This is a genomic window from Streptomyces sp. NPDC001709 (assembly GCF_053596375.1).
In genome coordinates this window covers 298,865-321,259 of sequence record NZ_JBSFGB010000004.1, presented here as the reverse complement: position 1 = coordinate 321,259, position 22,395 = coordinate 298,865, and the positions used below count along the sequence as shown (strand labels likewise).

Below are 22,395 nucleotides of genomic sequence, written 5' to 3'. Positions count from 1 at the left end.
GCATCCATGTCCCGCTCGTCACGTCACCCCCGAGAAAACTGTCACCCCGTTTGAACAGCGTGCCGCTCCTTTCCGTACGGGTGGGCGAGCGACCGACTGGGGGAACCCCCGGACACCGGAGGTGGGCGTGCGCAAGGATGCGGCCGTGGCCAATGAACGTGGATCGAGGGCCCGACATCGCATGTCCTCACAGCCCTCGGAACCGGATGAGGAGCTGATGCGTGCGCTGTACCGCGAGCACGCCGGACCTCTGCTTGCGTATGTCCTCAGGCTGGTCGCCGGTGACCGGCAGCGCGCCGAGGACGTCGTACAGGAAACGCTCATCCGTGCCTGGAAGAACGCCGGTCAGCTCAATCGGGCGACCGGATCGGTACGCCCCTGGCTGGTGACGGTCGCGCGCCGCATCGTCATCGACAACCACCGCAGCCGGCAGGCCCGGCCGCAGGAGGTCGATCCGTCGCCGCTGGAGGTCATCCCCGCGGAGGACGAGATCGACAAGGCGCTGTGGCTGATGACGCTGTCGGACGCGCTCGACGACCTGACCCCGGCCCACCGGGAGGTGCTCGTCGAGACGTACTTCAAGGGGCGTACGGTCAATGAGGCGGCCGAGACGCTGGGTATACCCAGCGGCACGGTGCGCTCCCGGGTGTTCTACGCCCTGCGATCGATGAAGCTGGCACTGGAGGAGCGGGGGGTGACGGCGTGATGAGCAGTGGTTACGGGGGAATGCAGGGATTCGGTGCAGGTGGTCCGGGTATGTCTGGGCCTATGAGCCCCCAATCGGGATCTTCCGTGCCGAGCGAGCACGAGACCGTCGGCGCCTATGCCCTCGGGATTCTCGACGACGCCGAGGCAACCGCTTTCGAGGCGCATCTCGCCGGCTGCGAGTGGTGCGCCCAGCAGCTCGACGAGCTGGCCGGGATGGAGCCGATGCTGGCCGCGCTCGCGGACCTGCCGGGCTCCGGCAGTACCCCCGCGCTCGGCGACTCGCTGTCCGCCAAGCCCAGCCCACGGCTGGTGGAGAAGCTGGTCGACGAGGTCGCGGAGAAGCGCGCCCAGAAGCGCCGGCGCAGCTTCTACATGGTCGCGGCGGCGGCCGCGCTGATCATCGCGGGCCCCCTGGCGGCGGTGGCGGTGAACAGCGGCTCGGACGGCGGCGGACAGGTCACCGCGACCGCGGCGCAGACCACCTTCGACGCCATGCCCGACAAGAAGTCGGCCACGGACCCGTCGTCCCAGATCAGCGCCACCGTCGGCATGGCGGAGAAGGACTGGGGCACCCAGGCGGTCCTGGAGCTGAAGAACGCCAAGGGCCCGCTGAAGTGCTCGCTGGTACTCGTCGCGAAGAACGGGCAGCGTGTGACGATGTCCTCCTGGTCCGTGCCGGACTGGGGCTACGGCATCCCGAACGGCAAGACACCGGAGTCCAGGAAACCGCTCTACATCGGCGGCGCGGCGGCCTTCAAGCCCAACGAGATCGACCACTTCGAGGTCGTGACCTTCCAGGGCAAGAAGCTGGTGCAGGTGCAGGCGTAACGCCTGCGGCGGGCTTGGCCGGTCCCGGTTCGGGTGTGTCCTCGCGCGCTTGCCCGTGGGCCGGTCGTGGCTGGTCGCGCCCACGCGGCGGAGCCGCATGCCGACGCGGCCCCGCGCCCGTGGGGAACTGCCGTGCCGTAGCTTTCCTGGGTCCCCTTCGCGTACGGTTGACGGCTGCCCAGCACGTCAGAAGGGGGCCCGGTGGCCGCTCAGGTTCAGCAGTCCGCGGTCGGCTCGGTACACGACGCACACGATTCCGTTCGTGACCGAGAGATCAGCGTCGAACAGGAACACCTGGACCGGGTGTACCGGCGGCTCGAGGAGAAGATCCACGAGGCCGAGTTCCTGATGAACGACGCGGCCAAGCGCGGCCAGGTCGGCACCCCGGGCGCGCTGGCCGAGCGGGACGCGCAGGTCTTCCGGGCCGGCATCCACCTGAACCGGCTCAACAACGAGTTCGAGGACTTCCTCTTCGGGCGGATCGACCTGCTCCTCGGCAAGGACGGCAAGAAGGGGCCCGACGGGGCCTACACCGCCGTGGAGCCCGCCGAGGGCGCCGTGCGGGACGACAACACCGCCGACATCGCCGAGACCCTGCACATCGGGCGCATCGGCGTCCTCGACGAGGACTACGCCCCGCTGGTCATCGACTGGCGGGCGCCCGCCGCCGCGCCCTTCTACCGGGCCACTCCGGTGGATCCGGGACGGGTCGTACGGCGCCGGGTCATCCGGTCCAAGGGGCGCCGGGTCCTCGGCGTCGAGGACGACCTGATGCGCCCCGAGCTGACCGCCCGCCTCGACGGCCGTGAGCTGCCCGTCATCGGCGACGGCGCCCTGATGGCCGCCCTCGGCCAGGCCCGCAGCCACACCATGCGGGACATCGTCTCCTCCATCCAGGCGGAGCAGGACCTCGTCATCCGCGCACCCGCCGCCTCCATCACCTACGTGGAGGGCGGCCCGGGCACCGGCAAGACCGCCGTCGCACTGCACCGCGCCGCCTACCTGCTCTACCAGGACAGACGCAGATACGCGGGCGGCATCCTCATCGTCTCCCCGACCCCGCTCCTCGTCGCCTACACCGAGGGCGTGCTGCCCTCGCTCGGCGAGGAGGGCCAGGTCGCGATCCGCGCGATCGGCTCGCTCGCCGTGGACGCCGTCGGCGCCGAGGCCACGCTGTACGACTCCCCGTCCGTGGCCCGCGCCAAGGGCTCGTACCGGATGCTGAAGGTGCTGCGGAAGGCGGCCCGGGGCGCGCTGGAACTGGGGACCACCGCTGCGGCCGCGCAGCTCGCCCTGGACGACGAGGCCGAGCAGCAGGTCATGTCCGCGCCCCCCGCCCGTCTGCGCGTCGTCGCCTTCGGGCGCCGTCTCGAGCTGGAGGCGGCGGAGCTGGAACGTATCCGCCGCACCGCCCTAGGCGGCACCGCGCCGGTCAACCTGCTCCGCCCGCGCGCCCGCAAGCTGCTGCTGGACGCCCTGTGGGCCAAGTCGGGAGCGGCCACCCGGCACAACGACCCCGAGCTGGCCGCCGAGCTGCGCTCCTCCTTCGACGAGGACGTCACCGGCGAGGACGCCTTCATCGCCTTCCTCGACGCCTGGTGGCCCGAGCTGACCCCCAAGGCGGTGCTCGCCGCCATGGCCGACGAGAAGCGGCTGGGCCGCTGGGCCCGCCGGATCCTCAACCCCGGCGAGGTCCGCAGGGTGGCCCGCTCGCTCCAGCGCGACGGCCACTCCGTGCACGACATCGCCATGCTCGACGAACTCCAGGCGATCCTCGGCGCCCCGGCCCGCCCGAGGAAGCGGCGCGAGCTGGACCCGCTGGACCAGCTCACCGGCCTGGAGGAACTGATGCCGGTGCGCGAGGAGACCCAGTGGGAGCGGGCCGAGCGCCTCGCCCAGGAGCGCACCGAGTACGCGCACGTCATCGTGGACGAGGCCCAGGACCTCACGCCCATGCAGTGGCGCATGGTCGGCCGCCGCGGCCGGCACGCCACCTGGACGGTCGTCGGCGACCCGGCCCAGTCCTCCTGGTCCGACCCGGACGAGGCGGCCGAGGCCCGCGACGAGGCGCTCGGCACCCGGCCCCGGCGCCGCTTCCAGCTCACCGTGAACTACCGCAACCCGGCGGAGATCGCCGAGCTGGCCGCCAAGGTGCTCGCGCTCGCCATGCCCGGCTCCGAGGCGCCCAGGGCGGTGCGCTCCACCGGCGTCGAGCCGCGTTTTGTGACAACGAACATGGGACACAGCACGGTCGTACGGGAGTCGCTGGGGCGGACGGTGCGGGCCGAGGCCGAGCGGCTGCTGGAGCTGGTGGACGGCACGGTCGGCGTGGTCGTCGCCATGAACCGGCGCGAGGAGGCCCGGCGCTGGCTGACCGGGCTCGGCGACCGGGTGGTGGCGCTCGGCAGCCTGGAGGCCAAGGGGCTGGAGTACGACGCGACGGTCGTCGTGTCGCCCGCGGAGATCGCCGACGAGTCCCCGGCCGGCCTGCGCGTGCTGTACGTGGCGCTGACCCGGGCGACCCAGCAGCTGACGGTGGTGTCCGGCGAACGGGACGAGGCGGACCCGGCCGGGGTGCCGGACCTGCTGCGGGACTGAGATTCCTGTGAACCTCCCGTAGGGGAATGGCCGTACCGCATCGGTTTGTTAGCCTTGGTGTGGCACCGGCTCGATCCAAGCCCCCGGGCCCAACCTTCGTCCCTTAGAGGGACCACTTGCCGCGAGGCGAGCATGGCGGGTCGGTGTCATAACGTGTGAGAGGCCCACGTCACCATGTGACGTGGGCCTCTTTCTTTGCCTGATCGTTTCTCGTATGGTGGAAGTGGTTTTCCGAAATCATGCACCGCTCATGAACAAAACGTCCGCAATCCAGGTCGACTACCACGTACTCCGCGGTAGGTGCGACGATCGGACGGCACAACTCGCGACACGGTGAAAGCAGAGGAAGTCGGCCATGGCAACGGCGCCCAGCGTCTCCTACTCGATGACCATCCGGCTGGAGGTGCCCGCGAGCGGAACCGCCGTCTCGCAGCTCACCACCGCGGTGGAGTCCTCCGGAGGCTCGGTGACCGGCCTCGACGTCACCGCGTCCGGCCACGAGAAGCTCCGTATCGACGTCACCATCGCGGCCACCTCCACGGCCCACGCGGAGGAGATCGTCGAGAAGCTGCGCGGCATCGAGGGCGTCACCCTCGGCAAGGTCTCCGACCGTACGTTCCTGATGCACCTCGGCGGCAAGATCGAGATGCAGTCCAAGCACCCCATCCGCAACCGTGACGACCTGTCCATGGTCTACACGCCGGGTGTGGCCCGCGTCTGCATGGCGATCGCCGAGAACCCCGAGGACGCGCGGCGTCTGACGATCAAGCGGAACACGGTTGCGGTCGTAACGGACGGATCGGCCGTTCTCGGCCTCGGCAACATCGGCCCGATGGCCGCGATGCCGGTCATGGAGGGCAAGGCGGCGCTCTTCAAGCGCTTCGCCGACATCGACGCCTGGCCGATCTGCCTGGACACCCAGGACACCGACGCGATCGTGGAGATCGTCAAGGCGATCGCCCCCGGGTTCGCCGGCATCAACCTCGAGGACATCTCCGCCCCGCGCTGCTTCGAGATCGAGGCCCGCCTGCGTGAGGCCCTCGACATCCCCGTCTTCCACGACGACCAGCACGGCACCGCGATCGTCGTCCTCGCCGCCCTGACCAACGCCCTGCGCGTCGCGGGCAAGGCCATCGAGAACATCCGGGTCGTCATGTCCGGCGCCGGCGCGGCCGGTACGGCCATCCTCAAGCTGCTCATCGCGGCGGGCGTGAAGAACGCCGTCGTCGCCGACATCCACGGTGTCGTCCACGCCGGCCGCGAGGACCTGGTGGGCGCCCCTGTCGACTCGCCGCTGCGCTGGATCGCCGACAACACCAACCCCGAGGGCCTCACCGGCACGCTCAAGGAGGCCGTGCGCGGCGCCGACGTCTTCATCGGCGTCTCGGCCCCGAACGTGCTCGACGGCGACGACGTGGCCGCCATGGCCGACGGCGCCATCGTGTTCGCGCTCGCGAACCCCGACCCCGAGGTCGACCCGGCAATCGCCCGCCAGACGGCCGCCGTTGTGGCCACCGGCCGCTCCGACTTCCCGAACCAGATCAACAACGTGCTGGTCTTCCCGGGCGTCTTCCGCGGCCTGCTGGACGCCCAGTCCCGCACCGTCAACACCGAGATGATGCTCGCCGCCGCGAAGGCCCTCGCCGATGTGGTGACCGAGGACGAGCTGAACCCGAACTACATCATCCCCAGCGTCTTCAACGACAAGGTCGCGGGCGCCGTCGCCGGCGCGGTCCGCGAGGCAGCGAAGACGGCGGGCGCGACGGTCTAGGCCCCTTCCTCGGGCGGACTCGGACCGGATCCTGTCACGCCGGCGCCGGTGTGGGCGGAGCTGCGCCCGGCTGGGTGCCGCGGGGCCCGGCGGGAGTTGTCGGGTGCGGCCCGGGGTGGGGCCGTCGAGCCCGCCGGGAGCCGCTGAGCGCGGCTGGGCGCTGTGGAGTCCTGGTGGGAGTTGTCGGGCCTGGCTGGGATGGTGGTCGCCGAGTCCGTCGGAGCCGCTGGGCCTGGTCAGGGCGCCGCTGAGTCCGGCCGGGCGCTGTGGAGTCCTGGTGGGAGTTGTCGGGCCTGGCTGGGATGGTGGTCGCCGAGTCCGTCGGAGCCGCTGGGTCTGGTCAGGGCGCCGCTGAGTCCGACCGGGCGCTGTGGAGTCCTGATGGGCGCGGGCCCGGCTGGGACGGGAGTCGTCGAGCCCCTCGGGAGCCGCTGGGTCGCGTGGGTGCCGCTGGCCGGGCGGCTGCCGCTGGGCTTTGCCCGCAGTCGCTCAGCCCGGCCCCGAGTCGCTCAGCTCGGCTTGGCCGGTGTTTTCGAGGTCGGTCGGGAGGTACCCGCATCCGTGCTCGCGCCCGGTGGCTCGGTGAAGGGAAGGCGGCGGCCGGGCGTCGGGGCGGTGACGGTGTGCCGTACTGTGCAGGGCCTGTGAGGATCACCACGGTGGGCCCCGTACCGGCGCGTCGTGGAACCAGCTGATGCCGGGCGCGCTCTAGGGTGACGCCGAGCGGCGCTTTTCGTGTGACTCCCCAGGGTGTTCTCACGACTCCTACGGGTGCCGGATTGGCTTTACCGCCGCAGGTAGGGGCAGGATGCGTCCCTGGGCGCGAGCGCATCGGCATCGCAGTGCCTCGGGCGGATCCGCCGCGTGGCACACCCCAACGGCAAGAAAAACACGGGAGTAACAACATGAACCGCAGTGAGCTGGTGGCCGCGCTGGCCGACCGCGCCGAGGTGACCCGCAAGGACGCCGACGCCGTGCTGGCCGCGTTCGCCGAGACCGTCGGCGAGATCGTCGCCAAGGGCGACGAGAAGGTCACCATCCCCGGCTTCCTGACCTTCGAGCGCACCCACCGTGCCGCTCGCACCGCGCGCAACCCGCAGACCGGCGAGCCGATCAACATCCCCGCCGGATACAGCGTGAAGGTCACCGCGGGCAGCAAGCTGAAGGAAGCCGCCAAGGGCAAGTGACCTTGTCGTTCGTACGTCACGGGACGACGTACGGTGCGTTCTGACGCGCGATGACGTCAAAGGGGCGGCCCTCCTTCACCGGAGGGCCGCCCCTTCGTCGTACAGCGCGGAAACCGTCAGCCGAGCGCCTTGCCCGGCAGCTCCACCTTCGCGCCCAGCTCCACGAGCTTCTCCATGAAGTTCTCGTAGCCGCGGTTGATGAGGTCGATGCCGTGGACGCGGGACGTGCCCTCGGCGGCGAGGGCCGCGATGAGGTACGAGAAGCCGCCGCGCAGGTCGGGGATGACCAGCTCGCCGCCCTGGAGTTTGGTGGGGCCGGAGACGACCGCGGAGTGCAGGAAGTTGCGCTGGCCGAAGCGGCAGTCGGAGCCGCCCAGGCACTCGCGGTAGAGCTGGATGTGGGCGCCCATCTGGTTCAGGGCCGAGGTGAAGCCCAGACGGGACTCGTAGACCGTCTCGTGGATGATGGACAGCCCCGTGGCCTGGGTCAGCGCCACCACCAGCGGCTGCTGCCAGTCGGTCTGGAAACCGGGGTGTACGTCCGTCTCCAGCGCGATGGACTTCAACTGGCCGCCGGGGTGCCAGAAGCGGATGCCCTCGTCGTCGATCTCGAAGGCGCCGCCCACCTTCCGGTAGGTGTTCAGGAACGTCATCATCGAGCGCTGCTGGGCGCCGCGGACGTAGATGTTGCCGTTGGTCGCGAGCGCCGCGGAGGCCCAGGAGGCGGCCTCCAGGCGGTCCGGGAGGGCGCGGTGGGTGTAGCCGCCGAGCTTGTCCACACCGGTGATGCGGATCGTGCGGTCGGTGTCCATCGCGATGATCGCGCCCATCTTCTGCAGAACGCAGATGAGGTCCTCGATCTCGGGCTCGACGGCCGCGTTGGACAACTCCGTGACGCCCTCGGCGAGTACGGCCGTCAGCAGCACCTGCTCGGTCGCGCCGACGGACGGGTACGGCAGCCGGATCTTCGTACCGCGCAGCCGCTGCGGCGCCTCCAGGTACTGCCCGTCCGCGCGCTTCTCGATCGTCGCGCCGAACTGCCGCAGCACGTCGAAGTGGAAGTCGATGGGCCGGCCGCCGATGTCACAGCCGCCGAGACCGGGGATGAACGCGTGGCCGAGACGGTGCAGCAGCGGGCCGCAGAACAGGATCGGGATACGGCTGGAACCCGCGTGGGCATCGATGTCGGCGACGTTCGCGCTCTCCACGTGCGTCGGGTCCATCACCAGCTCGCCGGGCTCCTCGCCCGGACGGACCGTCACCCCGTGCAGCTGCAGCAGGCCGCGGACGACCCGCACGTCACGGATGTCGGGGACGTTGCGCAGTCGGCTCGGCGCGCTGCCCAGCAGGGCGGCGACCATGGCCTTCGGTACGAGGTTCTTCGCACCGCGGACACGGATCTCGCCCTCCAGCGGGGTTCCGCCGTGGACAAGCAGGACATCGTCGTTGACGGTCATGTATCTCGCGTTCCGATGAGTTGGGCAGGGGGTGGCTGCGCCCGATCACTGTGCGCAGGGGCCGGGGAGACAGCGTAATCGCCGATTACCCCCCGCCCGTAAGCCCAAGTACCGCCCAGCCACGTCATAGCTGTGTCACAACACGAACCGTGCGCTATCGGACACATGGGGTCACCGGCGCGGACGTGCGCCCGGGGCGCTTTCGTGCTCCCTGAGCTGCGTTCACTCCCCGACCTCGATTGGCTCCCCACCGGAGGGGAAGATGCGGGATCATGTCTGGCATGACCGAGGTGTCCTCGCTCACAGGGCGGCTGCTCGTGGCCACTCCCGCTCTGGCGGACCCGAACTTCGACCGCGCGGTTGTGCTCCTTCTCGACCACGACGAGGAGGGCTCCCTCGGTGTCGTCCTCAACCGCCCCACCCCGGTGGATGTGGGCGACATCCTGGAAGGCTGGGCCGACCTCGCGGGCGAGCCCGGTGTGGTCTTCCAGGGCGGGCCCGTCTCGCTGGACTCGGCGCTCGGCGTCGCGGTCATCCCGGGCGGTACGAACGGCGACCTCGCCCCGCTCGGCTGGCGCCGGGTGCACGGCGCGATCGGCCTGGTCGACCTGGAGGCCCCGCCGGAGCTGCTCGCCTCGGCCCTCGGGTCCCTGAGGATCTTCGCCGGATACGCCGGCTGGGGCCCCGGCCAGCTGGAGGACGAGCTGGTCGAGGGCGCCTGGTACGTGGTCGAGTCGGAGCCCGGGGACGTCTCCTCGCCGGCCCCGGAGAGACTCTGGCGCGAAGTCCTGCGCCGCCAGCGCAACGAGCTGGCGATGGTGGCCACGTATCCGGACGACCCGTCGCTCAACTGATACGTGTGCGCTTCAGTACCCTGGGGCTTATGAGCACTCTTGAGCCCGAGCGCGGGACTGGTACGGGGACCCTCGTAGAGCCGACGCCGCAGGTGTCCCACGGCGACGGTGACCACGAGCGCTTCGCCCACTACGTCCAGAAGGACAAGATCATGGCGAGCGCCCTCGACGGCACCCCCGTCGTGGCGCTGTGCGGCAAGGTGTGGGTGCCGGGCCGCGACCCGAAGAAGTACCCCGTGTGTCCCATGTGCAAGGAGATCTACGAATCCATGGGCAGCGGTGGCGACGACAAGGGCGGCGACAAGTAGGGGTCCGTCCGATGCCGTGAGGCCCCCGGTGCGTGTGCCGTGCGCGCGTGCCGGGGGTTTTTGTGTTCTCTGGTCATGAGTGGTCGAGACCTGTAGCCTCCCTCGCAGTTGTGCACAGTGGAACGGCCGTTGCACTCAGTGCAACGCGTGTGGCGGAGGTGCGACGGGCGGCATGAGCGACACACCCCTCTTCCCGGAACCCGATGTGGCGCTGATCCCCGCGCCGAGCCGCGTCTCGGCCTCGCTGCCCGGCGGCGGCACCGGATTCGTCATCGACGCGGACACCGAGATCGACGCCACCGAGGGCACCGAGCGGGTCGCACGCTGGCTGCGTACGACCGTCGGGGCGGCGACCGGGCTGCCGCTGGCCCCGCACCGCGACAGCGGCTTCCGTATCCTGCTGCGGATCACCCCCTCGCTCGCGGACACGCTCGGCGGGCCCGAGGCCTACCAGCTGTGCGCCGACGGGTATCTCATCTGCATCGACGGCGCGAGCGAGGCCGGCCTGTTCTGGGGCGCCCAGACCTTCCGTCAGCTGCTCGGCCCGGAGGCCTTCCGGCGCGCCCCGATCAGCGGCCGGACCGAGTGGGAGTTCCCGGCCGTGACCATCCGCGACGCCCCCCGTTTCCGCTGGCGCGGTCTTCTCCTCGACGTGGCCCGGCACTTCATGCCCAAGGAAGGCGTGCTGCGCTATCTCGACCTGATGGCCGCGCACAAACTCAACGTCTTCCACTTCCATCTGACCGACGACCAGGGCTGGCGGATCGAGATCAAGCGGTATCCGAAGCTGACCGAAACCGCCTCCTGGCGGGCACGGTCGAAATTCGGTCACCGGGCCTCCCCGCTGTGGGACGAGAAACCGCACGGGGGTTACTACACCCAGGACGACATCCGGGAGATCGTCGCCTACGCCGCCGAGCGGCATATCACCGTCGTCCCCGAAATCGACGTACCCGGCCATTCGCAGGCCGCCATCGCCGCGTACCCGGAACTCGGCAACACCGATGTCATCGACACCACCGCCCTGAACGTGTGGGACAACTGGGGGATCTCCGCCAACGTACTCGCCCCCACCGACACCACCCTGCGTTTCTACGAGGGGGTGTTCGAGGAAGTCCTGGAACTGTTCCCCTCGGAGTTCATCCATGTCGGCGGCGACGAATGCCGCAAGGAGCAGTGGACCGCGTCGGTGGCCGCGAAGACCCGGATCGCGGACCTCGGCCTCGCCGACGAGGACGAACTGCAGTCGTGGTTCATCGGCCACTTCGACGCCTGGCTCGCCGCGCGCGGGCGCCGGCTCATCGGCTGGGACGAGATCCTGGAGGGCGGGCTCGCCAAGGGGGCCGCGGTGTCGTCCTGGCGCGGTTACGGCGGCGGGATCGCGGCGGCGCGGGCCGGCCACGACGTGGTCATGTGCCCGGAGCAGTACGTGTATCTGGACCACCGTCAGGCCCCGGGCGAGGACGAGCCGGTGCCGATCGGATTCGTGCGCACCCTGGAGGACGTCTACCGGTTCGAGCCCGTTCCGGACGGCCTCACCGACGACGAGGCCCGGCATGTGCTGGGCACTCAGGCCAACGTCTGGACCGAGGTGATGGAGGACACCGCGCGCGTGGACTACCAGACCTTCCCCCGGCTCGCGGCCTTCGCCGAAGTGGCCTGGAGTCCGCTGCCCGCCCCCGCGGAACGGGACTTCGCCGGCTTCGAGCGCCGTATGGGCGTTCATTACGCGCGACTTGACGCCCTCGGCGTCGCCTATCGGCCACCCGGCGGACCCCGTCCGTGGCAGCGGCGCCCCGGTGTCCTCGGCCGCCCGATCGAGGGGTCGCCGCCGGACAAGTGACCGTCCCGTCCACGCGACCTTCCCGAACAAGTGCCGGAAAACCGCGCCAAGGGTCACCGAAGAGTGTCAATCGGTGTGCACCGGTGATGCCGTGCGAAAACGGACCATCTATGCGATGAGGTGGGCGAATGCCTCCCAGTCTCGCGTAATGCCTCCTAGCGGACCCCCGCGTTCGGCCCTTGCGAAGATGTGCCAGAGTTGCCACGTCCGCCCTGTGAGCACGTACCGTACGGCCACACAGGTGGGACCAGTGGGGCAGCGGGAAGGGGCAGCCGGTTTGACCACGCACGCACCGCAGGCGGCGCAGGCCGTCACGCTGCCCACGACGCTGGACGAGGCGGTGGCGGCCCTCGCCGCGATGCCCACCGCCGTGCCCGTCGCGGGCGGCACCGACCTCATGGCCGCCGTCAACTCCGGCCAGCTCAGGCCCGCCGCCCTGGTGGGCCTCGGGCGGATCAGCGAGATCCGTGGCTGGCAGTACCAGGACGGCCACGCACTGCTCGGCGCGGGCCTCACGCACGCGCGCATGGGCCGCCCCGACTTCGCGGCCCTGATCCCGGCGCTCGCCGCCGCCGCGCGCGCCGCGGGCCCGCCGCACATCCGCAACGCGGGCACCCTCGGCGGCAACATCGCCTCGGCATCGCCCACCGGGGACGCGCTGCCGGTGCTGGCCGCCCTGGAGGCGACGCTGATCATCGCGGGCCAGGGCGGAGCCCGCCGGGAGATCCCGGTGTCGCACCTGCTGGCCGGCATGGAGATGCTGCGCGGCGGCGAACTCATCGGCTACGTGCGCGTGCCGCTGCTGCACGCCCCGCAGGTCTTCCTGAAGGCGACCGGACGCACCGGGCCGGGCCGTGCGCTGGCCTCCGTGGCCCTCGTCCTCGACCCCGCCCGGCGCGGAGTGCGGTGCGCCGTGGGCGCCATAGCGCCGATGCCGCTCAGGCCCCTGGAGGCCGAGCAGTGGGTCGCCCAGCTGATCGACTGGGACAACGACCGCGCGCTCGTCCCGGAGGCCTTGAACGCCTTCGGCGAGTACGTCGCCGCGGCCTGCATCCCGGACCCGGCGCCGGAGCCCGACGGCTCGGTGCCCGCGCTTCCGCCCGCCGTACTGCACCTGCGGCGCACCGTCGCCGCACTGGCCCGACGAGCACTGGGGAGGGCGCTGTCGTGACCGACGACCAGCACGCAGAGGGCAGGCCCCGGAGCGGCGGACGCTGGGACCCGCTGCCCCAGGGCGACTACGACGACGGCGCCACCGCCTTCGTCAAGCTCCCCGAGGGCGGCATCGACGCCCTGCTGTCCGGCGACAGCCCGCTGGCCGCGCCGGGTCACGGGTATGTGCCGCCGCGGATAGCGGTCGACCCGGGCACCGGCGACCCCGCGGCGAACGGCACATGGGCCGCGCCCGCGGGCGGCCCCGAGTGGCCCGACCCGAACGCCACGCCGCAGGCGCCGCACGAGGGCGACCGGTTCACCTACAACCCCGCCGCGACCCAGCAGTGGACCTTCGAGGAGCCCACGGCCCCGGCCGCGCCCGGGCACGATGTCACCGGGCAGTGGTCCATCCCGGTCGCCGGCGGTGACCTTCCGGACGAATCGGGCGAGTTCACCACGTCCTCCCTGGTCGAGCAGTGGGGCGGCACCCCACCCGCCACCCTGCCCGGCGGCGCGCCCGCGCCCTGGGCGACGGACGGCGCGGGCAACGCCTGGGGCCAGAGCCCGGCCGACGCGGAATCCACGGCCGAGCCGGGCCACACCGGCACCCACCCGGCGGGCGGCAGGCCGGCACCGGACGCGTACGCGGGCGAGGAGCGGTACGGGCACGCCCCGGCGGGGTACGCGGAGCCGGGCCGCCCGGCCGCGGCCCACGCGGATCCGGTCCACGGCGCGGCGGGCCACGGGGACGCCGGGCACGCGGAGGCCGGCCACCGGGGTGAACCGGACGCACACGCCCTCGTCGACGGGGACGCCCCCGCGCAGCCCCCTGAGGGCCCCGCTGACGGCCCGGCGGGCCACGAAGGTCCCGCAAGCCGCGGCCGCGCCCCCCAGGCCGCCACAACGGCGGACACGGCCGACGCAGTGCCCCCCGCCGCCCCGGCAACCGCAGCGGCACACCCGGCCACACCGGCTGCAGCGGCCAAGGCGCACCCTGCCGAGGCGGGCGCACCCGAGCACGGGACCGACGCGGGCACCCCGCACGACACGCCGCACGACACGCCGGAGGAACCCGCCGGGGAAGCCGGCGAGGCACCCACCGGCGAAGCCGCCGACGCATCCGCCGGCAGCGCCCGCGAGCACCCCGAGCAACCCCCCGCGGACCCCGCGCCGGACACCGCCACGGCCCCCGCCCCCGCGCAGTCGGCCGAAGGCGCGCCCACCGAGGAACCCGCCGCACCCCTCCCGCCGCACGACGACCACCCCCTCGCCTCCTACGTCCTGCGCGTCAACGGCGTCGACCGGCCCGTCACCGACGCCTGGATCGGCGAGTCGCTGCTGTACGTCCTGCGCGAGCGGCTCGGCCTCGCGGGCGCCAAGGACGGCTGCTCGCAGGGCGAGTGCGGGGCCTGCAACGTCCAGGTCGACGGCCGTCTGGTGGCCTCCTGCCTGGTCCCGGCGGTCACCGCGGCCGGCAGCGAGGTCCGTACGGTCGAGGGCCTGGCCGCCGACGGCCGGCCCTCCGACGTGCAGCGCGCGCTCGCCCGGTGCGGTGCCGTGCAGTGCGGTTTCTGCGTGCCCGGCATGGCGATGACCGTGCACGACCTGCTGGAGGGCAACCCCGCCCCGACCGAACTGGAGACCCGGCAGGCGCTGTGCGGCAACCTGTGCCGCTGCTCCGGCTACCGGGGCGTCCTGGACGCCGTCAAGGAGGTCGTCGCCGAACGCGAGGCGTCGCACGCCGCCGACGCCGAGACGAACGCGGACGAGGCCCGTATTCCCCACCAGGCGGGCCCCGGCTCCGGCGGGGTCAACCCGTCGGCGTTCGAGGCGCCGGGCGCGTTCGCCACGCCGCGGGCCGCTCCCGTCGGCTACGGCGACACGCCGCCGTACGGCACGCCCGACCCGTACGGCACGCCGCCGCACGGCACACCGGGACCGCACGGCCCGCACGACCCGCACTACGGCCAGGACGGAGGCCAGGCGTGAGCAACGAAGCCGCCACGGCGACCACCGCCGCGGAACCCGCCCCCGAGACCGAGGCGTGGCCGCACGGCCTGGGCGCTTCCCTGCCGCACGCCGACGCCCGCGCCAAGACCGAGGGCACCTTCCCGTACGCGGCCGACCTGTGGGCCGAGGGCCTGCTCTGGGCGGCCGTACTGCGCTCCCCGCACGCGCATGCGCGCATCGTGTCCATCGACACCAGCCACGCGCGCGAGATGCCCGGCGTACGGGCCGTCATCACCCACGAGGACGTGCCCGGCACCCCGCGCCACGGCCGGGGCACGCCCGACCGGCCGGTGTTCGCCTCCGAGGCCGTACGGCATCACGGCGAGCCCATCGCCGCCGTCGCCGCCGACCATCCGGACACCGCGCGGATGGCCGCGGCGGCCGTCATCGTCGAGTACGAAGTACTCGACCCGGTCACCGACCCCGAGCAGGCCTTCGAGGCCGAGCCGCTGCACCCCGACGGCAACCTGATCCGGCACATCCCGCTGCGCCACGGCGACCCGGACGTGGTCGGCGAGGTCGTCGTCGAGGGCCTGTACCGCATAGGGCGCCAGGACCCGGCCCCGATCGGCGCCGAGGCCGGCCTCGCCGTGCCGCGCCCCGACGGCGGCGTGGAGCTGTACCTGGCCTCCACCGACCCGCACACCGACCGCAACAGCGCCGCGGCCTGCTACGGCCTGTCCCCGGATCGGGTGAAGATCGTCGTCACCGGGGTGCCGGGCGCCACCGCCGACCGCGAGGACCCGGGCTTCCAGCTCCCGCTCGGCCTGCTCGCCCTGAAGACCGGCTGCCCGGTGAAGCTCACCGCGACCCGCGAGGAGTCCTTCCTCGGCCACGCCCACCGTCATCCGACGCTGCTCAGGTACCGCCACCACGCGGACGCCGAGGGCAAGTTGGTGAAGGTGGAGGCGCAGATCCTGCTGGACGCGGGCGCGTACGCGGACACCTCCTCCGACGCCCTGGCCGCCGCCGTCTCCTTCGCGTGCGGCCCGTACGTCGTCCCGAACGCCTTCATCGAGGGCTGGGCCGTACGCACCAACAACCCGCCCTCCGGCCACGTCCGCGGCGAGGGCGCCATGCAGGTGTGCGCCGCCTACGAGGCGCAGATGGACAAGCTGGCGAAGAAACTGGGCCTGGACCCGGCCGAGGTGCGCCTGCGCAACGTCCTGGCGACCGGAGACGTCCTCCCGATCGGCCAGACGGTGACCTGCCCCGCCCCGGTGGCCGAACTCCTGCAGGCGGTACGGGACTTCCCGCTCCCGGCGCTGCCCAAGGACACGCCCGAGGAGGAGTGGCTGCTGCCCGGCGGCCCCGAGGGCGCGGGCGAACCGGGCGCGGTGCGCCGGGGCGTCGGCTACGGCCTGGGCATGGTGCACATGCTCGGCGCGGAGGGCGCCGACGAGGTGTCCACGGCGACGGTCAAGGTGCACGACGGGGTCGCGACCGTCCTCTGCGCGGCGGTGGAGACCGGCCAGGGCTTCACCACCCTCGCCCGCCAGATCGTCCAGGAGACCCTCGGCATCGAGGAAGTGCACGTGGCCCCGGTCGACACCGACCAGCCACCGGCCGGCGCGGGCTGCCGGGGCCGGCACACCTGGGTGTCGGGCGGCGCGGTGGAGCGCGCGGCGAAGATGGTCCGCACGCAACTGCTCCAGCCGCTGGCCCACAAGTTCGGCATGTCGACGGAGCTGCTGCAGATCACGGACGGCAAGATCACGTCGTACGACGGTGTGCTGTCGACCACCGTCACCGAGGCGATGGACGGCAAGGAGCTGTGGGCCACGGCACAGTGCCGACCGCATCCCACCGAGCCGCTGAACGCCTCCGGCCAGGGCGACGCGTTCGTGGGCCTGGCCTTCTGCGCGATCCGCGCGGTGGTGGACGTCGACATCGAGCTGGGCTCGGTCCGAGTGGTGGAACTCGCGGTCGCCCAGGACGTGGGACGGGTCCTCAACCCCACCCAGCTGGCCGCCCGGATCGAGGCCGGCGTGACCCAGGGCGTCGGCATCGCCCTCACCGAGAACCTGCGCACCCCGCGTGGCCTGATCCGCCACCCCGACCTGACCGGATACGCGCTCCCGACAGCCCTGGACGCGCCGGACATCCACATCGTCAAACTGGTCGAGGAACGGGACGTGATCGCCCCCTTCGGCGCCAAGTCCGTCAGCGCGGTCCCGGTCGTGACCGCACCGTCCGCGATCGCCTCCGCCGTCCGCGCGGCCACCGGCCGCCCGGTCAACCGTCTCCCGATCCGCCCGCAGGCGGCCGTGGTGACCAACCAGTGACCGTGGTGCGGGCGATTCTCGCGGACGCGCAACGGACCCGGGTCGTCTGACGTCCTTCCTGATGAGGGGCATTGTCAGTGGGGCGGCGTAGTGTGCTGAGCAGTGGGGGCACTCCCACTCACCGACTCGCGCACGGGCCGACTCACGTGTGCACCGACGGGGAAGATCGCGGGGGAGCGATGAGCACGACCGACGCCGGGGTTGCGGCGATCACGCTGACCGAGGCGGAGCTGGACCGCTACGTCACGCACGCGCCGACGCGCGGCCTGCTCAGCGGCACCGGACTGCCCACGGACACCGACCTGCTGACCTTCTCCCCGCTGCGCACACACGGCCTGCGCACGCTCGCCGACGCCGCGGACGGCCCGTTCCGCGTGGCGGACGAGCTGCGGGACCGGCTGGTGATAGGCGAACTCCTCAACCCGGCGGGCATGCGGCGCGAGTCCATCCTGCTCGACGGCGGCACCGGCGAGCTGACGACGGCCTACCTCTACGACCCCACCCACCCCCGCCCCTTCGCGCCGTCCCTGGACACGCTGCTGCGCTTCGCCGCGGTCACCGAGGAACTGGCGGGCCTGCGCGGCCGTTTCGCCTCGCTCGCCGGCCAGTACGGCCCCAACACGGTGGCCGAGGCGACCCGCCGGCTCCTCTCCCTCTTCGAGGAGGGCGCGGGCGGCCATATCCCGCCGTACTGGAAGGCGGCGGCCCTGATCCGCCCGCTCGCCCTGGTCGCGGGCCCCGGCACCGCCTCCGGCCTCACCCTGGACGTCCCCGCCCGCGTGCTGGACCAGGAGTTCGGACACCGCAGGGTGGCCCGCTTCGAAGAGGTCGACTTCCCGGCGACCCTCACCCACGAGCCGACCCGGCGCTTCCTGCGCGAGACCGGGCTGCCGGAGGAGGCGGTCCTCTTCCACGCCGACACGGACGTGCCGCTGCCGACGCTCCGGGAGTACTTCACCGACGAGTGCGCGGGCGACTACCCCCTGGACGAACTCCCGGCCCACGCCGACCACTTGATCCGCCTCGGCCATCTGATCGAGGACAACAGCCTGGTGCTCGACGGCAGAACGGGCGCGGTCCTGACCTTCAGCGAGCCGGACGCCGCGCTCCACCCCCTCAACACCGACGTCTCCACCCTCGCCTTCACGCTCTGGCTCCTGCACCACGAGCGCACCATCGACGAACACCTCGGCCACGAACTCACGACTCGCGCCTACGACCACCTGGCCGCGGCCATGCTCCACACCCTGACCACCCTCGACCCCACGGCCACCCTGCCGGACACGGCCTGGCACTACTGGACGGAACAGCTCAAGGACGAGACGGGCGGAGCCCTCTGAACACGAAGGGCGGCACCCCCGCGGGGGCACCGCCCTTCTCAGAGGCCGTGGCGGGATTCGAACCCACGTAACTCGCTTTGCAGGCGAGCCCCTGAACCACTCGGGCACACGGCCGTGTTGAGTTGTCGTCCTCGGCCGTGGCGGGATTCGAACCCACGTAACTCCCCGCGGGCGGAGCCCGCTGATGGATGCAGCGCAGGCGAGCCCCTCAACCACTCGGGCACACGGCCGTGTTCGTGGGAACGAAGTTACGGGCCGGGTGTGGAGCTGCTCAAGGGAACCGGCCGGGCTGCAACGGGACTGCCATACGGCGTTCATGAAAAGGGGATGTAAGGGGGACGTAAGGGGGGGCGTACGACCAAGGTCGCAGGGGCTGGTGGGACTCTGGACAGGGGTCAAACCAGGTCGTGGACCTTACGCTGACGGCATGACCGCCCTGGAGCCCCGTGACGCCGCCGTCGTGAACCCCGTCGAGCAGGGCGACGGCGTGCTGAGCCGGCCCTACCGGGCGCTCAGTGTCGGCATCGTCTCCGTCGTGCTGCTGATCGCCTTCGAGGCGACCGCCGTCGGGACCGCCATGCCGGTCGCGGCGCGGGAGCTGGACGGCGTGGCCCTGTACGCGTTCGCCTTCTCCGGGTACTTCACGACCAGTCTGTTCGGCATGGTGCTGGCCGGGCAGTGGTCCGACCGGCGCGGCCCCCTGGGGGCGCTGACCACCGGCATCGGTGCCTTCGCCGCGGGCCTCGTCGTCGCCGGGACCGCTCAGGTCATGTGGGTGTTCATCCTGGGGCGGGCGGTGCAGGGCTTCGGCGGCGGGCTGGTCATCGTCGCCCTGTACGTCGTCGTCAGCCGCGCCTACCCGGAGCGGCTGCGACCCGCGATCATGGCGGCCTTCGCCGCGGGATGGATCGTCCCCACCATCGTCGGCCCGCTCGCCTCCGGCGCCGTCACCGAACACCTCGGCTGGCGCTGGGTCTTCCTCGGCATCCCGGTCCTCGTCGTGTTCCCGCTCGCCCTCGCCCTGCCGCAGATACGGCGCAGGGCCTCCGGCCCGGTGGACGAGGAGGCCGGCGCCCACTCCTTCGACCGGCGGCGGATCCGCCTCGCCCTCGCCGTCTCCCTCGGCGCCGGCCTCCTCCAGTACGCCGCTCAGGACCTGCGCCCGCTCTCCCTGCTCCCGGGGCTGGCCGGCGCCGCCCTGCTGGTGCCCGCCGTCCTCGGTCTCCTCCCGCGCGGCACCTACCGGGCCGCCCGCGGACTGCCCTCCGTCGTGCTGCTGCGCGGGCTGTCCGCCGGCTGCTTCGTCGCCGCCGAGTCCTTCGTCCCGCTGATGCTGGTCACCCAGCGCGGCCTCACGCCGACGCTCGCCGGGTTCTCGCTGGCGGCGGGCGGCGGCTCCTGGGCGCTGGGCTCATGGGTGCAGTCCCGGCCGCGCGTGCAGCCGTACCGGGAGCGGCTGATGACCGTCGGGATGCTGCTGGTCGCTGGTGCGATCACCGCGGCGCCGAGTGTGCTGGTGCACTCCGTGCCTGTGTGGGCCCTCGCCGTCGCCTGGGGTTTCGGCTGCTTCGGCATGGGCCTGGTGATCTCCTCCACCAGCGTGCTCCTGCTCCAGCTGTCCGCCCCGGAGGAGGCCGGCGCCAACTCCGCCGCGCTCCAGATCTCCGACGCCCTCTCCAACGTGGTCCTGCTCGCCGCGACCGGCGCCGCCTTCGCGGCCCTGGGCGGGGGCAGCACGGCGGCCACCACGGCCATGGCCGCCGGCGGCAGCCATCCCGCCGCCTTCGCGGCCGTGTTTCTGCCGATGACGGGGGTGGCGCTGGTGGGGGCCTGGGTGACGAGGCGGCTGCGGGAGGGCGCGGCGGTACCGCGTGGTACCAGCTAGTACCTCTGCCCCGGCGCCATGGACGTCCCCAAGATCGCGGCCCAGCGCCGCGCTTCGCGCGCTGACTGTGACGTGGGTCCCACCCGCGGGCGACCCGGTCTCGTCCGGGCGTTGACGGGAGGGCGGCGCCGGTAGGGTGGCCCGGTTGTCATACGTAGCCGACCCCCCGAGCCCCACAAAAAACGGAGACCGTGACTACCACCGCCGCTACCTCCGCTCACTCCCACCACCTGTCGCCCGCCTTCCCGGGCCGCGCGCCCTGGGGTACCGCCAGCAAGCTGCGTGCCTGGCAGCAGGGGGCGATGGAGAAGTACGTCCAGGAGCAGCCGCGTGACTTCCTCGCGGTCGCCACGCCCGGCGCCGGCAAGACGACCTTCGCGCTGACGCTCGCCTCCTGGCTGCTGCACCACCACGTCGTACAGCAGGTGACCGTGGTCGCGCCGACCGAGCACCTGAAGAAGCAGTGGGCGGAGGCCGCGAGCCGGATCGGGATCAAGCTCGATCCCGAGTACAGCGCCGGCCCGCTCGGCAAGGACTACGACGGTGTCGCCGTCACCTACGCCGGTGTCGGCGTGCGCCCCATGCTGCACCGCAACCGCGTCGAGCAGCGCAAGACCCTGGTGATCCTGGATGAGATCCATCACGCCGGTGACTCCAAGTCCTGGGGCGAGGCCTGCCTGGAGGCGTTCGAGCCCGCCACGCGCCGCCTCGCGCTGACCGGTACGCCGTTCCGGTCCGACACCAACCCCATCCCCTTCGTGACGTACGAGGAGGACAACGCCGGCATCCGGCGGTCCGCCGCCGACTACACCTACGGGTACGGGTCCGCGCTCTCCGACGGCGTCGTCCGCCCGGTCATCTTCTTGAGCTACAGCGGCAACATGCGCTGGCGTACGAAGGCCGGGGACGAGGTCGCCGCCCGGCTCGGCGAGCCGATGACCAAGGACGCGGTCAGCCAGGCCTGGCGTACGGCGCTCGACCCGCGCGGCGACTGGATGCCCAGCGTGCTGCGCGCCGCCGACCAGCGGCTGACCGAGGTCCGCAAGGCCATCCCGGACGCCGGTGCCCTCGTCATCGCCTCCGACCAGGACTCCGCCCGCGCCTACGCCAAGCTCATCCGTGAGATCACGGGAAACAGGGTGACGCTCGTGCTGTCCGACGACGCCGGCGCCTCGAAGAAGATCGACGAGTTCAGCGACAGCACCGACCGGTGGATGGTCGCCGTGCGGATGGTGTCCGAGGGCGTCGACGTGCCGCGGCTGGCCGTGGGTGTCTACGCCACGACCATTTCGACTCCGCTGTTCTTCGCCCAGGCCGTCGGGCGTTTCGTACGGTCCCGGCGGCGCGGCGAGACCGCGTCCGTGTTCCTGCCGACCGTGCCCGACCTGCTGACCTTCGCCAACGAGATGGAGAAGGAGCGGGACCACGCCCTCGACAAGCCGAAGAAGGAGGGCGAGGAGGACCCGTACGCCGAATCCGAGAAGGAGATGGAGGAGGCGAACAAGCAGCAGGACGAGGACACCGGCGAGCAGGACATGCTGCCCTTCGAGGCGCTGGAGTCCGACGCCGTCTTCGACCGGGTCCTCTACGACGGCGCCGAGTTCGGCATGCAGGCGCACCCGGGGAGCGAGGAGGAGCAGGACTACCTCGGCATCCCCGGCCTCCTGGAACCCGAGCAGGTGCAGATGCTGCTGCAGAAGCGGCAGGCCCGGCAGATCGCGCACAGCCGGAAGAAGCCGGACAGCGAGGCCGACCTGCTGGAGCTGCCGGCCGAGCGGCGGCCGGTGGTCTCGCACAAGGAGATGATGGAGCTGCGCAAGCAGCTGAACACCATGGTCAGTGCGTACGTCCACCAGAGCGGGAAGCCGCACGGGGTGATCCACACCGAGCTGCGCCGGGTGTGCGGGGGGCCGCCGAGCGCGGAGGCCACGGCGGGGCAGCTGCGGCAGCGGATCGCCAAGGTGCAGGAGTGGGCCACGCGCATGCGGTGAGCTCCGCCGGTTCAGCGGTTTCTTTCCCACCCGCCCACCCGTCTCGGTTGGCTTCGAGGCTCATGTCACGGGGCTCCGCCCCGGACCCCGGGTGCGGTGTGCAAGATGCTGGGGGATGTGCGTATCCGGACGAATAGAGGCAGGCCGGAAGTAGCCTTGCCCGGATTCTGGACGG

15 protein-coding genes and 2 tRNA genes are annotated in these 22,395 nt (G+C 71.9%); 14 read left to right on the top strand and 3 right to left on the bottom strand.

Annotated features, from left to right (window positions below; genetic code table 11):
• The first annotated feature begins 121 nt into the window (after positions 1-121).
• From ACWC0C_RS08670 to ACWC0C_RS08650, 5 genes are all read left to right on the top strand, one after another.
• Positions 122-706, top strand: a complete 585-nt coding sequence (locus tag ACWC0C_RS08670; RefSeq protein WP_079161481.1) for a sigma-70 family RNA polymerase sigma factor — start codon at positions 122-124, stop codon at positions 704-706.
• Between the two features lie 50 nt (positions 707-756).
• Positions 757-1,536 carry an anti-sigma factor family protein gene (locus tag ACWC0C_RS08665; protein ID WP_449199369.1) on the top strand — a complete coding sequence of 260 codons (780 nt, stop codon included), beginning with the start codon at positions 757-759 and terminating at the stop codon, positions 1,534-1,536.
• Positions 1,537-1,737: 201 nt separating this feature from the next.
• Positions 1,738-4,134, top strand: a complete 2,397-nt coding sequence (locus ACWC0C_RS08660) for a HelD family protein (protein WP_450862648.1) — start codon at positions 1,738-1,740, stop codon at positions 4,132-4,134.
• 355 nt (positions 4,135-4,489) lie between these two features.
• The gene (locus tag ACWC0C_RS08655) at positions 4,490-5,905 is read left to right on the top strand and encodes a malic enzyme-like NAD(P)-binding protein (RefSeq protein ID WP_449199371.1); all 1,416 of its coding nucleotides are present in this window, start codon (positions 4,490-4,492) and stop codon (positions 5,903-5,905) included.
• Positions 5,906-6,810: 905 nt separating this feature from the next.
• Positions 6,811-7,092, top strand: a complete 282-nt coding sequence (locus ACWC0C_RS08650; protein ID WP_023550134.1) for an HU family DNA-binding protein — start codon at positions 6,811-6,813, stop codon at positions 7,090-7,092.
• A 116-nt stretch (positions 7,093-7,208) separates the two neighbouring features.
• Here the strand turns inward: ACWC0C_RS08650 and murA are convergent, their stop codons facing one another.
• On the bottom strand, positions 7,209-8,549 hold the full coding sequence (murA, locus tag ACWC0C_RS08645; protein WP_449199372.1) for a UDP-N-acetylglucosamine 1-carboxyvinyltransferase: 1,341 nt from the start codon (positions 8,547-8,549) through the stop codon (positions 7,209-7,211).
• Between the two features lie 281 nt (positions 8,550-8,830).
• Here murA and ACWC0C_RS08640 point away from each other — a divergent pair, with 281 nt between their 5' ends.
• From ACWC0C_RS08640 to ACWC0C_RS08610, 7 genes are all read left to right on the top strand, one after another.
• A complete protein-coding gene (locus tag ACWC0C_RS08640; RefSeq protein ID WP_449199373.1) occupies positions 8,831-9,403 on the top strand; it encodes a YqgE/AlgH family protein in 573 nt (190 codons plus the stop codon).
• Between the two features lie 29 nt (positions 9,404-9,432).
• Complete coding sequence (locus ACWC0C_RS08635; protein WP_143638399.1) at positions 9,433-9,711, top strand: DUF3039 domain-containing protein; 279 nt, start codon at positions 9,433-9,435, stop codon at positions 9,709-9,711.
• A 172-nt stretch (positions 9,712-9,883) separates the two neighbouring features.
• Entirely contained in the window at positions 9,884-11,554 is a 1,671-nt protein-coding gene (locus ACWC0C_RS08630) for a beta-N-acetylhexosaminidase (protein WP_450862645.1), read from the top strand.
• A 277-nt stretch (positions 11,555-11,831) separates the two neighbouring features.
• Positions 11,832-12,725 carry an FAD binding domain-containing protein gene (locus tag ACWC0C_RS08625; RefSeq protein WP_449199375.1) on the top strand — a complete coding sequence of 298 codons (894 nt, stop codon included), beginning with the start codon at positions 11,832-11,834 and terminating at the stop codon, positions 12,723-12,725.
• Positions 12,722-14,698 carry a 2Fe-2S iron-sulfur cluster-binding protein gene (locus ACWC0C_RS08620; protein ID WP_450862643.1) on the top strand — a complete coding sequence of 659 codons (1,977 nt, stop codon included), beginning with the start codon at positions 12,722-12,724 and terminating at the stop codon, positions 14,696-14,698. The genes ACWC0C_RS08625 and ACWC0C_RS08620 overlap by 4 nt, the downstream gene beginning before the upstream one ends.
• Positions 14,695-17,004, top strand: a complete 2,310-nt coding sequence (locus tag ACWC0C_RS08615; RefSeq protein ID WP_450862641.1) for a xanthine dehydrogenase family protein molybdopterin-binding subunit — start codon at positions 14,695-14,697, stop codon at positions 17,002-17,004. Before ACWC0C_RS08620 ends, ACWC0C_RS08615 begins: the two co-directional genes overlap by 4 nt.
• A 179-nt stretch (positions 17,005-17,183) precedes the next feature.
• A complete protein-coding gene (locus ACWC0C_RS08610; RefSeq protein WP_450862640.1) occupies positions 17,184-18,344 on the top strand; it encodes an SUKH-4 family immunity protein in 1,161 nt (386 codons plus the stop codon).
• 42 nt (positions 18,345-18,386) lie between these two features.
• Here ACWC0C_RS08610 and ACWC0C_RS08605 read toward each other — a convergent pair.
• Both ACWC0C_RS08605 and ACWC0C_RS08600 read right to left on the bottom strand, forming a co-directional pair.
• Positions 18,387-18,458: transfer RNA gene (locus ACWC0C_RS08605), tRNA-Cys, on the bottom strand.
• 18 nt (positions 18,459-18,476) lie between these two features.
• A tRNA-OTHER gene (locus tag ACWC0C_RS08600) sits at positions 18,477-18,574 on the bottom strand.
• 197 nt (positions 18,575-18,771) lie between these two features.
• On the opposite strand from ACWC0C_RS08600, the gene ACWC0C_RS08595 reads away from it, so the two are divergent.
• A complete protein-coding gene (locus tag ACWC0C_RS08595; RefSeq protein ID WP_450862639.1) occupies positions 18,772-20,229 on the top strand; it encodes an MFS transporter in 1,458 nt (485 codons plus the stop codon).
• A gap of 191 nt (positions 20,230-20,420) precedes the next feature.
• The gene (locus ACWC0C_RS08590) at positions 20,421-22,220 is read left to right on the top strand and encodes a DEAD/DEAH box helicase (protein WP_450862638.1); all 1,800 of its coding nucleotides are present in this window, start codon (positions 20,421-20,423) and stop codon (positions 22,218-22,220) included.
• Positions 22,221-22,395: the final 175 nt, after the last annotated feature.

Bases quoted from the DNA above. Each gene is read 5' to 3' on its own strand.
- ACWC0C_RS08665 (WP_449199369.1), top strand. From the start codon at position 757: ATGTCTGGGCCTATGAGCCCCCAATCGGGATCTTCCGTGCCGAGCGAG.
- ACWC0C_RS08655 (WP_449199371.1), top strand. From the start codon at position 4,490: ATGGCAACGGCGCCCAGCGTCTCCTACTCGATGACCATCCGGCTGGAG.
- ACWC0C_RS08650 (WP_023550134.1), top strand. From the start codon at position 6,811: ATGAACCGCAGTGAGCTGGTGGCCGCGCTGGCCGACCGCGCCGAGGTG.
- murA (WP_449199372.1), bottom strand. From the start codon at position 8,549: ATGACCGTCAACGACGATGTCCTGCTTGTCCACGGCGGAACCCCGCTG.
- ACWC0C_RS08640 (WP_449199373.1), top strand. From the start codon at position 8,831: ATGACCGAGGTGTCCTCGCTCACAGGGCGGCTGCTCGTGGCCACTCCC.
- ACWC0C_RS08635 (WP_143638399.1), top strand. From the start codon at position 9,433: ATGAGCACTCTTGAGCCCGAGCGCGGGACTGGTACGGGGACCCTCGTA.
- ACWC0C_RS08630 (WP_450862645.1), top strand. From the start codon at position 9,884: ATGAGCGACACACCCCTCTTCCCGGAACCCGATGTGGCGCTGATCCCC.
- ACWC0C_RS08610 (WP_450862640.1), top strand. From the start codon at position 17,184: ATGAGCACGACCGACGCCGGGGTTGCGGCGATCACGCTGACCGAGGCG.
- ACWC0C_RS08595 (WP_450862639.1), top strand. From the start codon at position 18,772: ATGACCGCCCTGGAGCCCCGTGACGCCGCCGTCGTGAACCCCGTCGAG.